Raw genomic sequence first — 14,331 nt, forward strand, 5'->3', positions numbered from 1 at the left:
GCGGCGTTGACGTCAAATAAGACGCAATGCAGGGAAATGCAATCAGCGCCTAAGGACCAATCGCGCCGTCAGCCATGCGACGATCATCAGCGCAAAGTCAACAAGCAACCAGGGTCTTAGGGCATCGGCATCCGACGCGTCATAAGGCAGATGATATAGCGCCAGACCGCTCAGACTGTCGGGCAAGGAAATGACAAGCAGCGCCGCAAAATTATTAAAAAAATGCAAAGCGATAGCCGGTCCCAGAGTCCCTGCCCTCGCCGTGATATCAGCTGTGAAAAGCCCGAAGGCCAGCGCCCAAATAGCAATCAGCGTTGCATTGTCGCCGACTGTGCCAGGGCTATAATGCCCTGCAGCAAACAAAATCGAAGGCAGCCCCATCCAAATCAATGGAGATCTGAATCGCGCGGCAAGGCTTTGTTGCATGTAGCCTCGAAACAGAATTTCCTCGGCACTTGTTTGAACCAGAACTGCAAAGGCAGATAACGGCAGCAAGAGCAGCCATGTAGTTAAAGCCAGGTTTGCAACCAATGGGGCGCCCAGATCATAAGGCGGCAGCACGAATATGACGGCGCTTAGAAAAACCAATGCCCGAAGGACCTGCCAAAACTGCCTTATCGTTAAAGATTGTTCTCCGAGTATCGAGACAAGTGATCGATGCTGAAACAGTCTTGCACCCAGCTTCACACCAAGAGTGGCAAATACAAAGCTGGAGAGAACGACGAGAAGTGCTGTAGGTGACGAACCCGTTAGAAACGCGGCCGCTGACCCCGGTGTGCTGATATTGGCGACAATGGCGAACAGTGCCGCATTGAGCACGACCACGACCACCGCAACCACCGCGAGACCTGCAAGCAGCCGCCAAATCTGGGGATATCGACGAGCGTCGCCAATTAGCCGTCGATGGCTCTCATAGGCGCTTCGCCTTTGCTCAACGTTCATCGCCGTGCTCGGCACCGATGGCAGGCATATCCTCTCCGATCGGAGTGCTGCGGTCACGCAAACGCTCGGACACGGTGGTCAAATAGCCTGCGACTGTTTCAAGAAGCCGCACGGCAACGCCTGCGTCACTTTCGATGACAGCACGAAGCTCTTCCGCACCAATCCGCAAGAATGAACAATCCGAAAGAGCCACCAGGTCCAATTGCCGAGGTTCATTGGTGATAATCGCAAGATCCCCGATCAGCCGACCAGGTTCGACCGTCGAGATCGAACGCATTTCGCCATGTTCATCCATCCAGTTTAGACTGGCCTGACCTGAAATACATAGATACGCCGCATCCGGCGCTTGTCCGCGCGCGAAAATGGTTTGCCCGGCTGCCGCCTCGTACCATTGCGCTGAGAACGCCAGAAGACGTTGGTTGCGGCCGTCCACCCGCGAAAATAGCTCGTTCGATGAGATGATCTTGAGCTTTCTACTCAGATCGTCAGGACCTTCGTCCTCGACTTCGGAAGACACGCGCGAAACTCCATCAATGCGACCGTCCTTGATTTCGACAAACAGATCATAGGCTTCGGGATGGGCAAAGTGATCTTCCATGAAGATCATGATCGAATCCGGCAACAACTCGCGCAGTTTTAGGCGGGTACGCAATCTGCTTTCGGAATCGTGGCTGGCCAATGCCTTGTCGAGGATCAGGATGTCAGGGCGCTTGATCCCGGCGCGCGAGAAAGCCGCACGCTCCTGGAACACTGTTGGCAGGTTGTTGCCGCCCAAACCGGAAGGAAGGTCATAGATAATTGCTGCCGCCCTACGGCGCAGCCCGGCTTCGTTCAGGACTTCGGCCACAAGATCTTCGATTGCTTCCGCATGAGCCCCCGCCATGATCGATACCCGGCCATAAAGAGCATTCTCCATTGCTGTAAGGCGCGGAACGTAGACGTCCGGTGACACGGGTACGAACATCGATCCCATTGCGCCCCTTAGCCTGTCGGCCTGACTGCGGCGAATCGAGAGGATCTTGTCCTTGTACTCTTCCGGGAAGCTGGCGCCGATTTGTTCGGCTGTCAGCATGAATGGGACGGTCAACAGCAGCGCGCGTTCCTGATCACCAATTGAATCATCGCCCTTGGTTTTGCGACGCTCCTCGATATCGAGGAGGCGATGATACATATCCTTCGACATGCCGAGCCGCAGGAACAGCGGGTGGTCCGCCCCATCCCGGCCAAAGGTCTGGTTCAGCGTTTCCAACACAGCCTCTGCGATGCCAAGCGCATCGTCATCCAAATCATTGGCCTTCAGCAGTGATAGGAACCGCCCATCCCCGGCGAGGATATCGGGCGCAATGTCATGGGTCGGAGACGCGAACAGCAGGTTGCCTCCCAGAGGTACTGCCGGGTTGAACTGATCCGGATCGAACCGATAGACATATTGATCCAATCCCCGCTCTTGCAGACGTGTTGCGACCGTATCTCTGAGATTGACGATTTCTTGCGCCAAAACCGGGTGCACTTCGGGGTCGAACTGCGATCGCAAGGTGCGACGGAACATGAACTCATCAATGCCCATGGCTTCGACAAGTTGGAACCACCAGTCGCGAATATCCTCGATGTCGTCGAGGCCAGCCAAACTTGGGTCAATCCATTCATCTGACAAGGAATCAGGGGGATTACCCGCGCGAACGGCTTCGATCTGGCGACGTGTTGGAACCCGCAGCGCCTCAACCTCGTGCTGCGGATGCGTGCGCAATGGCATCAAAAGGTTGTCCCCTAGTGTGCCGTCAAACAGATAGGGCCGCGAATAGGCATAGCCAATCCGCGCGGCGATCACAGCTTGATGCAAATCGTTCAGATTGTGGCCAGCCATCAATACGTCGCCTTGAACCGGCAACACTTCGCGCGTCAACAGTTGTGCGAGCGCGCTGCGCTCGGATGCGTGTTTTGACTGAATGGCGACCCGTGCACCTTGGGGGATTGTCAGGTCAATGTCTTCGAGTATGGTTTTGCCATCATCGTCACGAACCGTCACGTTGCGCAGCTCGATATCGCCTGTCAGATGCGGGATGCTTTTAGGGACACCTTCGAACAGGTGTTCAGGTATCATGTCTGACGGGGCAAACCGTTCGGTCACGATCTCCCAACGCAGCGACATATCTTGCACCTGGTTGTAATATGTCAAAAGATCCTTCCACGGGCCGCTAAGATCCTTGTAAGCCCCCAGCGCCGCCACCAGCGCACCGACAGTTACCTCGCCGGTGATCGCAAGATAGCCACCCACTGAATAAAACAGGAATGGTGTCATCTGAGTGATCAGATTGTTGAGGAACTTCATAAAAAACTTCTTGTTGTAGATCTTGAAACGGATCTCGAACAAGGTTCCCAGGCGATGGCTGAATTGCGCCAGACGATAACGCCACCCGCCATTGGTACGCAGATCGCTGATCCCGGCTGCGCTTTCGCCGATTTCCGAGCTCAGCCGACGGACTTCCTGAATACGATCTTTGTTCAACAGGTTGATCTGGCGCTGCAGTTTGGGGATTAGCCATGCCTGCAAAGGGATCAGCGCAATACTGGCCAGACCGAACCACACGCTTTGCATGAACAAAAAGGTAACAATCGTCATCATCTGACCGAACTGAAACACCGGCTGTGCGATGGCATCACCCATCAGACCGCCCATTGGCTCGGCCTCGGATGTGATCATCGAAACAAGCTCACCCTGACTGGTGGCAGCAAAGTACGATTTCGGAAAGCGCATCGAACGGCTGATCAGGGTAAAGCGCAGCCGGCGCAGCATCCGCTCGGCCAAGACACCTTTCATAGTATTGATACGCATCTTCATCAAACCGCTGGCAATGACAGTCGCCAAGAACGCGAAACAGAGAATCAGAAGGTACTGAATCTGACTCACAGTAATTCCGAACACCGTCACAGTGTCAGCCGGTGCACCGATCGCGTCATTGATTATCTGCTTTGGCAGCTCCAGCGAAGCGTAAAGGAATGGAAAGGAAAATACGGTCAGCAACAGCAGAACCAACTGCTGTTTCTTCGAATGCTTCCAAATGAACGAAAATAGGGTGGGTTCCATTCCCCTGCCTCGTAATGAACCTGTATGATATTGAGACAACTGCTGATTGCCAGAGCGCTGACGGTAAGCCTCAGCACGCCCTATTGCAAGAATGGCGGCCGCTAGCAAAGCAGAAACCAGTCATACACAAGATCACATTTATGAATCGAGAAGAAATATCCGCTATTCAGGTACGAGTGATTTGTCCCCTGCCCCGACTTTGACTAAAGAGGGGCAGTCTTGAAAGATGAGGCGATGGGCAAATATCTGGACTGGTATATTCAGCACAAGTCACTGGGGCGTTGGCAGCGTGCCGCACAGCGGTCCGATCAAATCGCATTGCCAGAATTGCGCCGTCAGCGCGATGAAGCACGGCAACTGCGTGGGCAGCTAGAGCAGGTGATCCAAAAGGCTGATGGCCGACTGACAAAACCTCTGATCGGGGCGAGTCAGTTTTCAAGACCTTTGGGAACAGACTGGTCATGGCGCCCTGACCTTTGGCGTACGCCGTTGACCCGGCGGGGCATTGCTCCGGCTTCGCGCAAGGCAAGGATGGATGCGCAAGTCACGTTGTTTCATGATTGCAGCCAAGCCGATATCGGGATGCAGCAAATCCGAAACCGACGCGACAAGGATTTGGCTCCTTTCAGCATGGCCATCGAAGCATTTGATTTTAAAGGATCATTCTTATCTCTTTCGGTCGAGCTGCCCACTGAAGCAGCCACCAGACTAACGCGTCAGCATCTAATGCGCGTTGAGACGATGATCGAATGTGAACGCCCCACCGTCCTGTTCGCACGCCTCAACATCCAGCATGGCCCCAATGCAGAACAGGTGTTGCGCGAACTTGATCTATCAGCACCATCGACCGCAGTGGATTTTGATCTGGCCCATCTAGATCTGAATGAGCGTCGCATCGAAAAACTTTGGCTGGATCTGATCATAGAGGAACCTAGGATGAACCGCGTTGTGTTTCGCGATCTGACGTTCTGCCGCTATCATCGGGCCGATTTGTAAAGGGCACATCATGACACAAATCTCCCTGACCCCGATCCGTTTTGAAAACGCATTGTGGGAAGGCCATGTGACCAGCGACAGCCTTCCACAGATCGAGGTGTCGTACCTTGGTCACCCCCTTACCGATGTTGAGCTAGCGCCCGATCAAGATGGCTGGGCCTTGCGCATTCCTGTGCCTGCCGTTGCTCTATCAGAAGGTGTTCACTGTATACTGATCCGCGACGAAACTACGGGACAGAAACTGGGCGATTTCACAATCATCGCGGGTTCACCCGCCGCAGATGATCTGAGGGCCGAAGTCGCGTTACTGCGTGCCGAGCTGGATATGCTAAAGCGCGCCTTTCGCCGCTCTCAGGTCTCTTAAGACGTATCCTGATAGCCGGATCGGCAGACTTCTCTCTATCTTTTCAGATCCATACATGCATCAATGGATGCGTCTGTGGATCGCAAAAGCATCATAAAAGTCATCGCGTTGATGGTGACCGGCTTCGGAATCGGGATCGATTTTACCGGAGCCTTGTTGCTGGTCCCTGCCATCGAAAACAGCTTTGATGCCGACATCACCAGTACCCAATGGGTATTGAATATATACGCCCTGTTCTTTGCCATGACGATGGTGGCCGGGGGTCGATTGGGTGACATGTATGGTCACCGCAAAATGATGATCATTGGATTGTCCATATTCCTCTCGGCATCGGTCCTGTGCTTCCTCTCTCCTGGATTGGATTACCTGATCGGCGCTCGGGCCTTGCAAGGGATCGGAGCAGGCTGTGTCTGGCCTTGTACATTGGCCTTCGGCGCCACCAAAGTCTCAAAAGACGAACATCGCGCGCTGGTGATGGGGCTGATACTGGCCGGTGTCACAACAGGGAATGTTTTTGGCCCAATGATCAGCGGAGCAGTCGTTAATTTGGGCGATTGGCGCTTGTTTTTCCTCGCCAATGTGGTGTTTTCAAGCGTTTCGATGGCAGCGGCGATCCTCTTGATGGAGCGTGAAACCGAGCACAAGAAGGGCGAGCATATCGACTTTGCCGGGATGGCTATCTTGTCTTTTGCCGTTCTGCTGCTCCTTTACGGATTGGACGTTGGGGCCGATTGGGGGTGGACTTCACTGCCGCTGCTTGCGTTGTTTTTTGTCAGCGCGGTGCTTTTCTTTCTTTTTCCGAGGGTCGAAAAGAGAGTCAAAGAACCATTGCTGCTGCCCCAGCTGATGCAGAATCGCGAATTTCTGATCACACTAGGGCTCAACATGTTCAATGTGTCCGCAGCGTTTGTTGGGCTGCTGTACTTTCCGCAGTACATGCAAAAAGTATTAGGCTGGTCTGTTTTCCAATCGGCTCTGGGGTTGGCACCGTTGACCGTATTGTTGGCGGTCGGCTCAATCGTATCGGGTACCTTGTATAATGATTTTGGGCCCAAGCGATTGCTCTTTTGGGGATATGTGTGCGCCACGGTCGGCGCAGCAAGTGTGGTCGTGATGCCCGCTGGCACAGGGTATCTTCAGATCCTGCCCGGAATGGCTTTGATCGGGTTGGGGGCAACACTCACGGTCGGCCCTTCGGGAACCGCTGCGGTATGCGCCGTCAAACCCGAGCGCGCCGGGCTGGTGGGTGGGCTGAGTTTTATGACCCATCTGGTCTATGGCGCAATTGCCGTCGCCTGCGCCACAGCGGTTATGTACGTATCAAGCCTATCAAGCCTGAAAACGCGCCTTGCCGCCGAGGGCATCAATATGTCTGACGCGGATCAGAAAGCGATCAATGGCGGGACTTTGACGACAAAGTCCGCGCAAGCAGTTCTTGAGAAATTGAATTCCGCCGAAGTTGAAAAAGTCCACGCCGCAATTGCAGCAGCCTTTGATACCGGCATGAACATGGCTTTTGTCTTTGCAACAATCTCGGTGGCGGCTGGTATCGCTCTTGCCCTGATGCTGGACGAGAAAAAGCTGCACAAGGTCGAGGGGTAGGCCGAACTTGGTTGGTATTGGGGCCGCGATAAGCGACCCCAAAGCCGTTATTGAGAAGGCCCGACCGGATTGAAGGCTGACAGACCTTTGAGAATATCGATGGCGTATGCCAGTTGATAATCCTCTTCCCGCAACTCAGCCGTTGCTTCGGCTTTGGCGCGATCCTCTTCGATTTGACGAATCTCATCTTCGCTGAGGCTGTCATTGTTCAGGCTACCGCGTAAGTCAGCTTCGGACCGTGCGGGCGTGTTTGTATCTTCCGCTTCCTCATCAGCCGGAGTGTTGCGCGGCTGTTCGACGATGATGTCAGGGCTGACACCAAGCGCCTGAATCGAACGACCTGACGGAGTGTAGTAGCGAGAGGTTGTAAGACGCATCGCCCCATCACCCCGGAGCGGCATGACCGTCTGGACCGAACCTTTACCAAAGCTCTTGGTGCCAACCACAATGGCGCGATGATGATCTTGCAATGCACCCGCGACGATTTCAGACGCAGAGGCCGAACCGCCGTTGATCAACACGACAATTGGTTTGCCACCCGTCAAATCACCAGGCGTTGCGTTGAACCGCTCACCGTCTTCGGGATTACGGCCACGGGTCGAAACGATCTCACCCTCGTCCAGAAACGCATCAGAAACCTTGATGGCCTGTGTCAACAGCCCGCCGGGGTTGTTACGCAAGTCCAGAACGACGCCGTTGACATTTTCGATGCCTCCAGCCTCTTCGATCTGCTCTTCCAACCCTTCCTTTAGGTTCGGATACGTCTGATCGTTAAAGGTGGTGACGCGCAGCACAACGCTGGTGCCTTCGGTGCGTGCGCGGACCGCAGTCAGTTTGATCGTATCTCGGACGATGGTTACGTCGAACGGCTCTTGCTCGCCTTCGCGGACGACAGTGATCACGATCTCTGAACCCACCGGGCCCCGCATTAGGTCCACGGCTTTATCCAAGGTCAGCCCCAGAATGCTCTCGCCATCGACATGCGTGATGAAATCGCCCGCTTCGATCCCGGCAGCATCCGCAGGGGTATCATCGATGGGCGAGACAACTTTGACAAAGCCTTCTTCCTGCGTGACCTCGATCCCAAGGCCACCGAACTCACCGCGTGTCTGCACGCGCATCTGCTCGGCATCATCTGGCGAAAGGTAGCTGGAATGCGGATCAAGCGAGGTCAACATCCCGTCAATCGCAGCCTCGATCAGCTCATCGGTTTCAACTTCTTCGACATACTGGGCGCGGATACGTTCGAAAATGTCGCCAAACAGGTCAAGCTGCTGGTAAACACTCGCCTTGTTTTCCACCTCTTGCGCCAGCAGAGGGCCTGCGATTTGAGTTGTTGCAACGATCCCTGCCACGGTGCCGGCCAGTCCGGCCATCACAAATTTCTTCATACTCGTTTATCCATCCTTGTCAGTCCGGAACCATTCGTCCGGGTCCACTGGGCTGTTGTCTTGTCTTACCTCTATATAGAGCGTTTCTGACCAATCAGTTCCAGTGCCTTCACCGCTTGTTGACATAATAGCGCCGATTTGAGGGGTTTCACCCGGCATTAAACCCACTGGCGTGCCTTCGGGGATCACTTCTCCGGTCTTTCCGTACACCTCTTGCAGTCCCGAAAATACGAACAGCAATCCGGGCTGAGGTTCAAGGATCACGAGATTCCCAAGATCCAATAGAGGTCCACGATAGCGGATCGTTGCGGCAGTGGGTGACGTGACGAGGGCGCGGGGCCGTGTGCCCAGCACTAGCCCGGGGCGCGTTACCCCTGCTGCATCCGTTTCACCCGCGCCATGCAGCAAGACCCCTTGTGCCGGCAATGCGATCTGGCCTTTTCTGCCCGAGACATTCGCATTGGTCTCCTCAATCTCGCCATCGGATATCTCAGACAACCCGCTTGCAAACCCATCCAGCGTTTCGGTCGAGGAAATCAGTATCGCCGTACGCACCGGATCTTCCACAAACCGCCGCGGCAGATCGGTTCGATCCGCAATCGCCTCACTCAGTTGCGTGCGCGCATCCTGCACACCGGTCAAACCTTCGGTCAGCGTATTGGCGGCGCTTTGTTGTAGTTGTCGCAGCGTCTGAACTTCTTGTAAGTCACCGGCCAGGGCTTGCGCCCGCGCATTCAGGCCGGGAGTAACCTCGGACAGCATCATGCCGGTGCGCGCAGCCCCCAATGGGCCGGAAGGGTGCAGCATCAAAACCGGAGGCGCAGTGGTTTCGATCGTCTGCAGCACGCCCAATAACTGCGCCACTTCCTGTTCCCGTACCTGCAATTCGGCGGTCAGTTGGGCCTCACGCAAGGCCGCGCGGCGCAGGCCGTCGCGCATCGCCGTCAGACCCGCTTCATAAGCTTGGATCGTCTGGGTCAACGCCTGAACCCGGTCGCGCGCGCCATCGGCTTCAGTCAATGCAATCGAGGCTTGCTCAAGCATCTCGGCCGCCTCTAGTGCCGCCGCCGAAGGACCGGTCTGCGCGACAACGGGCGTCGACCATAGAAAAGCGGCAGCGAAGAGCGCGCGAAACCTCATGTCAGCAAGGTTTTCCCTGTCATTTCGGTGGGTTTCGGCAGTTCCATCAAATGCAACAACGTCGGTGCAAGATCGGCCAAGCGCCCGTCGCGCAAGCCTGCGCCTTCAGGGCCGCCCACAAGAACAACGGGTACGGGGTTCAGCGTGTGCGCGGTATGAGGCCCACCTGTTTCTGGATCGACCATCATTTCACAATTGCCGTGATCTGCGGTCACAATCATCGCACCACCAACCTCTTTCAAAGCCGCGACAACCTGTCCCAAGCCCTGATCCACGGCTTCACAAGCGTCAATCGCGGCCTGTAAATCACCTGTGTGGCCAACCATATCGGGGTTCGCATAGTTGGTGACAATCAAGTCATACCCGGCATAGATGGCTTCGACGAATTTTTCGCTCACCTCGGCCGAGGACATTTCGGGTTGCAGGTCATACGTCGCCACCTTGGGAGATTTCGGCATATGGCGATCTTCGCCGCCCTCGGGTTGCTCTTTTCCTCCGTTCAGGAAGAAGGTGACATGCGGATATTTCTCGGTTTCAGCCAGCCGGAATTGGCGCAAGCCCTGTTTGGCGACCCATTCACCCAGCGTGTTCACGATATCCCGTTTGGGAAACACCGTCGTCATATAGTCGTTGTGCCCGTCAGAGTATTCGACCATTCCAAGCAGCGCGGATAGCCGCGGACGTGGGCCAGTGTCGAAATCTGCAAAACCGGGTTCTCCGATCGCACGCAGGATTTCACGAGCGCGATCAGCGCGGAAATTCAGGCAAAAGAAGCCGTCACCGTCCTTGATGCCTTCGTAACCGCTTAGCACCGTAGGCGCGATGAACTCGTCGGTCTCGGACTGGTTATAGGCGTGATCGACGGCCTCATGCGCCGAGAAAACGGTGCGCCCCTGCCCCTTGACTATCGCATCATAGGCCTCGGACACGCGCTCCCACCGATTGTCGCGGTCCATCGCAAAATAGCGCCCACAAACGGTGACGATCTTTGCCCCATCGGGCAGTCGATCTTCCAACTCAGCGATGTAGGTGAAGGCAGATTTAGGGGCCACATCGCGGCCATCGGTAATAGCGTGCAAAGCCACTGTGACACCGGCATCGGTGATTGCCTTGGCGGCAGCCACAATGTGATCGAGATGTCCGTGTACTCCGCCGTCCGAAACCAACCCCATCAAATGGGCTGTGCCGCCAGTCGCCTTTACCCCCGCGATGAAATCCTGCAGCACGTCGTTGTCAAAAAACGAGCCATCTTCGATGGCCAGGTCAATCTGACCCAAATCCATCGCAACCACACGCCCCGCCCCGATATTGGTGTGCCCAACCTCGGAATTGCCCATCTGACCGCTGGGCAGACCCACATCTGGCCCGTGCGTGATCAACTGTGCATGAGGGCCCTTGGCCATCAGGGCATCGAAGGTCGGGGTATTGGCCAGATAGGGCGCGTTGGCTTTGGTGTCAGCGGACAAGCCCCAACCATCAAGGATGCACAAAACGACGGGTTTGGGGGCGGTCATGAATGCTCTCCGATTGCGGCCTCGCCATCTTCTACCCCCTGCCCGAGCAAGGTTGAACCGTCTTTTACGGCGATAGGGCAGAATTAATCTGACTTGTAGTCCCCAAAGGGTCGCGCCTTGCGGTTGCGGTATTTCACGGTCAACTCAAGTGGCATGTCGTTTTCATCATAGATACCGATCACAATACCGGTTCCACCGCTGGAGCCACGCATGCTCAGCAATTGCTCTTCAGATCGAGTTGTCCGCTGTGACGGGCGCCGCGTCCAGGCAAAGAGGTGGTCGTACATCTCGGCGATGACATCAGCGTGTTCGGCGCTGTCGCCCAGATCGATCAGCTCATCCGGATCGTTTTCCAGATTGAACAAAAGCGGGCGAATTCCCCCTTCGCAATGGATCAGTTTCCACTTTTTGTTCGCGACCATGAACATCACCGCGTCACGAACTGACACATTCAGTGTCTGAGCAATCGGGGATGCAGAATAGTCATATTCGCAGATCGCCACATTGCGCGGCGTGCTGTCAGCCTGACCGTGTAATATCGGCAGCAACGAGTGCCCTTCGAGAATGTGGCCTGCCGGCTCTCCGCCTGCAACCTCAAGAAATGTCGGGGCCAGATCGATGGATTCGACCAAGGCATCACAGGTAGAGCCGCGCGTGGCATCGGCTTCGGGCGATGGATCATATATGATCAGCGGCATTTTGGTCGAAGCGTCGTGGAAGAAGGTCTTTTCTCCCATCCAGTGATCGCCCAGAAAATCACCATGATCCGAGGTTAGCGCGATCATGGTATCCTGCATCCGCCCGCTCTGCTCCATCCAGTCAAACAGCCGTCCCATTTGGTCATCGGCCTGTTTGATGAGGCCCATATAAGCCGGGATCACAGCCTCTCGCACATCCTGACGCGAAAAGGTCTGGCCAATCTTGGTGTCCATAAACGCCTTTAGAACCGGATGCGCATTCTGGCGCTCAGCCTCTGACCGGACCACCGGCAAGACATGCTCGGGCCCATACATCGAGGCATAGGGTTCAGGCACAATGTAAGGCCAATGCGGCTTGATATAGCTTAGGTGACAGCACCAAGGGTCGTCGTGACTTTCCATGAACTCCATGCCACGGGTGGTCAGATAGGGTGTTTCGCTATCTTCCTCGGCAATATTCGCGGCTTCAGTCGAGTTCTTCAGGAACCAACCCGAAAGAACATTGCCATCTGCATCCAGCCCCGAATTGGCAAAGTCGTGCCAAGGATTATCGCTCTCGTAGCCTTTGTCTTTCAGATATTCGTTGTACTTCTTGGCTCCGTCGGGATCGTAGAAACCATCTGGCCCCTCTGCCCGCAACCCGTCGTCGCGTTCGAACACGTCGAACCCGCATTCGGCCACACGCGCACCAATGACACTATCAGGCTCCAACCCCAGTCGGGCCATGCCTTCGGCATCCGCCGCCATATGCGTTTTGCCGACAAGCCAACAATCCATTCCCGCTTTTCGCAGGTGATCACCCAAAGTGATCTCTCCAACTTTCAGCGGAATATTGTTCCACGATGCGCCGTGCGAATGCACATAGCGACCCGTATAGGTCGACATACGAGAGCTGCCACAGATCGGCGATTGAATGTAGGCCCGCGTAAAGCGCACCCCCATCGAAGCGAGCCGATCAATATTCGGTGTATGAAGATGCGGATGTCCGTAGCAGCTGAGGTAATCCCAGCGCAATTGGTCGAACATGATGAAGAGGATGTTCTTGGCTTTGCTCATGCCAAGAGGGGTACCCTAGCCTTCCATTTGTTGCAGCATCTTTTTTGCACGCTTGCACTGCAACTGGTCGCGTAACGGGCTGTCCGGATCGATATCTTTCTGACAAACCACGCATTTATCTGAGCCCGAGATCGCGTTAAGGCCACCACAGCTGCCTTTGATGGTTTTACCCATCAGCATCACACCCAGCGCCATGCCGACCATGACGATCAACAACAGGAAAAAGGCCAGAATAAAGGTGCTCATTGCGATTCCCAGCGGTCAGTTGGTCCCCAGCGCATCTTTGAATGCGCTGCTTTGTACGGTGATATAGGCTTCTTCCCCGCTTGTCACATCCCGCGAGATGAAGAACACAGCAAGTTTATGCTCTTCGGCCAGTTCCAGACCCTTTTCCTGACCCAAAGCCAGCATCGCCGTTGCCCACGCATCTGCCATCATGGCGTTTTCCGCCAGCACGGTGACCGAGGTGGTCCGGTGTGTGATCGGGCGACCGGTGGTCGGATCAATGATGTGCGAATAGCGAATGCCATCTTGTTCGAAAAAATTCTTGTAATCGCCCGAAGTTGCCATACCCAGATCGTCCAGTGGTACGATCATCTGAATGGCCTGAGCATCAGCTTCCGGCTTTTCGATTCCGATCCGCCAGCTTTCGCCTTTGTCGTTTTCACCCATGGCCACCAGATCGCCGCCGATCTCGACCATATAGTTTTCGACACCAGCTTCGCGGAGCTGAGCGGCCACCGCATCGATCCCATAACCTTTGGCGATGGCCGATAAGTTGATCCCAACACCCGCCTGAGACTTGCTCAAGGTCCCCGCACCGCGATCCAACGTTAGCAACCGCGATTGCCCCACTTGCCCGAGCGCCGTAGCGATCTCATCATCAGCTGGAACCGGATCCTCGGGCTTGCGCGGTCCGAAGCCCCACAATTCGATCAGAGGACCAAGGGTTACGTCAAACGTCCCGCCGGACTTCTGGTGCACGTCATTTGCAGCCTCAATCACAAATGCGAACTCATCTGATACTTGCATAGGATCAGTGCTGTCAGATGCCGAGAAGGTCGAAACCTCAGAATTTGGGTCCCAATTGGACATCTTGGCATTGACTTGCGCCAGAGTCTCTTGAACTGCTTCACCCAGCGCAGCTTCGTCCAAATCATCGCCGATTGCAGTGATGTTGAACGTGGTCCCCATCGTCTCGCCAGACAGCCGCACCACGACTGGTTCCTTGTCGAATAAGCAGGCCGAAACAAACAGCATCGAGGCCAGTGCAATCAATGGGCGCATGTGGCGATCTCCTGGGAGTGGTCTTGCACGGCATATGCCAGCGACCCTGTTCAGAGTCAAACCAACCTCAGATCTTGAGCGGTAAAAAAGCCAGCGCAATAAGTCCAATGGCGGCAGGCACACCAAACAACCACGCACGTCTTTGCCACCCTTCTGGCTGCTGTTTCCAAGCCATGCGAAAATTGTGACCACATACAACAACCGCAAAGAAGATAAGCGCGGCGACGGGCGGGGTCAGATACAGGTTGCTCACAGG

General features: G+C 55.3%; 12 protein-coding genes. 3 read left to right on the plus strand and 9 right to left on the minus strand.

Annotated features, from left to right (window positions below; all coding sequences use genetic code 11):
• Positions 1–42: 42 nt before the first annotated feature.
• Both ACR0NN_RS06775 and ACR0NN_RS06780 read right to left on the minus strand, forming a co-directional pair.
• Entirely contained in the window at positions 43–942 is a 900-nt protein-coding gene (locus tag ACR0NN_RS06775) for a type II CAAX endopeptidase family protein (RefSeq protein WP_170723380.1), read from the minus strand.
• Positions 932–4,027 (minus strand): ABC transporter transmembrane domain-containing protein, encoded by a 3,096-nt coding sequence (locus ACR0NN_RS06780; protein WP_170723381.1) that lies wholly within the window; start codon positions 4,025–4,027, stop codon positions 932–934. Before ACR0NN_RS06780 ends, ACR0NN_RS06775 begins: the two co-directional genes overlap by 11 nt.
• Positions 4,028–4,261: 234 nt before the next feature.
• On the opposite strand from ACR0NN_RS06780, the gene ACR0NN_RS06785 reads away from it, so the two are divergent.
• The 3 genes from ACR0NN_RS06785 (at position 4,262) to ACR0NN_RS06795 (ending at position 6,989) form a co-directional block, all read left to right on the plus strand.
• Positions 4,262–5,023 (plus strand): DUF6478 family protein, encoded by a 762-nt coding sequence (locus ACR0NN_RS06785; protein ID WP_170723382.1) that lies wholly within the window; start codon positions 4,262–4,264, stop codon positions 5,021–5,023.
• A 10-nt stretch (positions 5,024–5,033) separates the two neighbouring features.
• The gene (locus ACR0NN_RS06790; protein WP_170723383.1) at positions 5,034–5,387 is read left to right on the plus strand and encodes a hypothetical protein; all 354 of its coding nucleotides are present in this window, start codon (positions 5,034–5,036) and stop codon (positions 5,385–5,387) included.
• 75 nt (positions 5,388–5,462) lie between these two features.
• Positions 5,463–6,989, plus strand: coding sequence for an MFS transporter (locus tag ACR0NN_RS06795; protein WP_170723384.1), 1,527 nt, complete (start codon positions 5,463–5,465; stop codon positions 6,987–6,989).
• Between the two features lie 47 nt (positions 6,990–7,036).
• On the opposite strand, the gene ACR0NN_RS06800 is transcribed toward ACR0NN_RS06795, so the two are convergent.
• From ACR0NN_RS06800 to ACR0NN_RS06830, 7 genes are all read right to left on the minus strand, one after another.
• Complete coding sequence (locus ACR0NN_RS06800; RefSeq protein WP_170723385.1) at positions 7,037–8,380, minus strand: S41 family peptidase; 1,344 nt, start codon at positions 8,378–8,380, stop codon at positions 7,037–7,039.
• A 6-nt stretch (positions 8,381–8,386) separates the two neighbouring features.
• Positions 8,387–9,520: a peptidase M23 gene (locus tag ACR0NN_RS06805; RefSeq protein ID WP_170723386.1), complete on the minus strand. Its 1,134-nt coding sequence runs from the start codon at positions 9,518–9,520 to the stop codon at positions 8,387–8,389.
• Positions 9,517–11,034, minus strand: coding sequence for a 2,3-bisphosphoglycerate-independent phosphoglycerate mutase (gpmI, locus tag ACR0NN_RS06810; RefSeq protein ID WP_170723387.1), 1,518 nt, complete (start codon positions 11,032–11,034; stop codon positions 9,517–9,519). The genes ACR0NN_RS06805 and gpmI overlap by 4 nt, the downstream gene beginning before the upstream one ends.
• 83 nt (positions 11,035–11,117) lie before the next feature.
• Positions 11,118–12,788 (minus strand): sulfatase-like hydrolase/transferase, encoded by a 1,671-nt coding sequence (locus ACR0NN_RS06815; RefSeq protein WP_170723388.1) that lies wholly within the window; start codon positions 12,786–12,788, stop codon positions 11,118–11,120.
• Positions 12,789–12,803: 15 nt separating this feature from the next.
• On the minus strand, positions 12,804–13,034 hold the full coding sequence (nqrM, locus tag ACR0NN_RS06820) for a (Na+)-NQR maturation NqrM (RefSeq protein WP_170723389.1): 231 nt from the start codon (positions 13,032–13,034) through the stop codon (positions 12,804–12,806).
• Between the two features lie 15 nt (positions 13,035–13,049).
• A complete protein-coding gene (locus tag ACR0NN_RS06825) occupies positions 13,050–14,075 on the minus strand; it encodes an FAD:protein FMN transferase (protein ID WP_170723390.1) in 1,026 nt (341 codons plus the stop codon).
• 67 nt (positions 14,076–14,142) lie between these two features.
• Positions 14,143–14,328, minus strand: coding sequence for a hypothetical protein (locus ACR0NN_RS06830; protein ID WP_170685714.1), 186 nt, complete (start codon positions 14,326–14,328; stop codon positions 14,143–14,145).
• Between the last annotated feature and the right edge of the window lie 3 nt (positions 14,329–14,331).

Source organism: Ruegeria sp. BA2 (genome assembly GCF_056539605.1).

Coding starts and splice junctions, on each gene's coding strand:
- ACR0NN_RS06785 (WP_170723382.1), top strand. CDS start 4,262: ATGGGCAAATATCTGGACTGGTATATTCAGCACAAGTCACTGGGGCGT.
- gpmI (WP_170723387.1), bottom strand. CDS start 11,034: ATGACCGCCCCCAAACCCGTCGTTTTGTGCATCCTTGATGGTTGGGGC.
- nqrM (WP_170723389.1), bottom strand. CDS start 13,034: ATGAGCACCTTTATTCTGGCCTTTTTCCTGTTGTTGATCGTCATGGTC.
- ACR0NN_RS06825 (WP_170723390.1), bottom strand. CDS start 14,075: ATGCGCCCATTGATTGCACTGGCCTCGATGCTGTTTGTTTCGGCCTGC.
- ACR0NN_RS06805 (WP_170723386.1), bottom strand. CDS start 9,520: ATGAGGTTTCGCGCGCTCTTCGCTGCCGCTTTTCTATGGTCGACGCCC.
- ACR0NN_RS06815 (WP_170723388.1), bottom strand. CDS start 12,788: ATGAGCAAAGCCAAGAACATCCTCTTCATCATGTTCGACCAATTGCGC.
- ACR0NN_RS06790 (WP_170723383.1), top strand. CDS start 5,034: ATGACACAAATCTCCCTGACCCCGATCCGTTTTGAAAACGCATTGTGG.
- ACR0NN_RS06775 (WP_170723380.1), bottom strand. CDS start 942: ATGAACGTTGAGCAAAGGCGAAGCGCCTATGAGAGCCATCGACGGCTA.
- ACR0NN_RS06780 (WP_170723381.1), bottom strand. CDS start 4,027: ATGGAACCCACCCTATTTTCGTTCATTTGGAAGCATTCGAAGAAACAG.
- ACR0NN_RS06800 (WP_170723385.1), bottom strand. CDS start 8,380: ATGAAGAAATTTGTGATGGCCGGACTGGCCGGCACCGTGGCAGGGATC.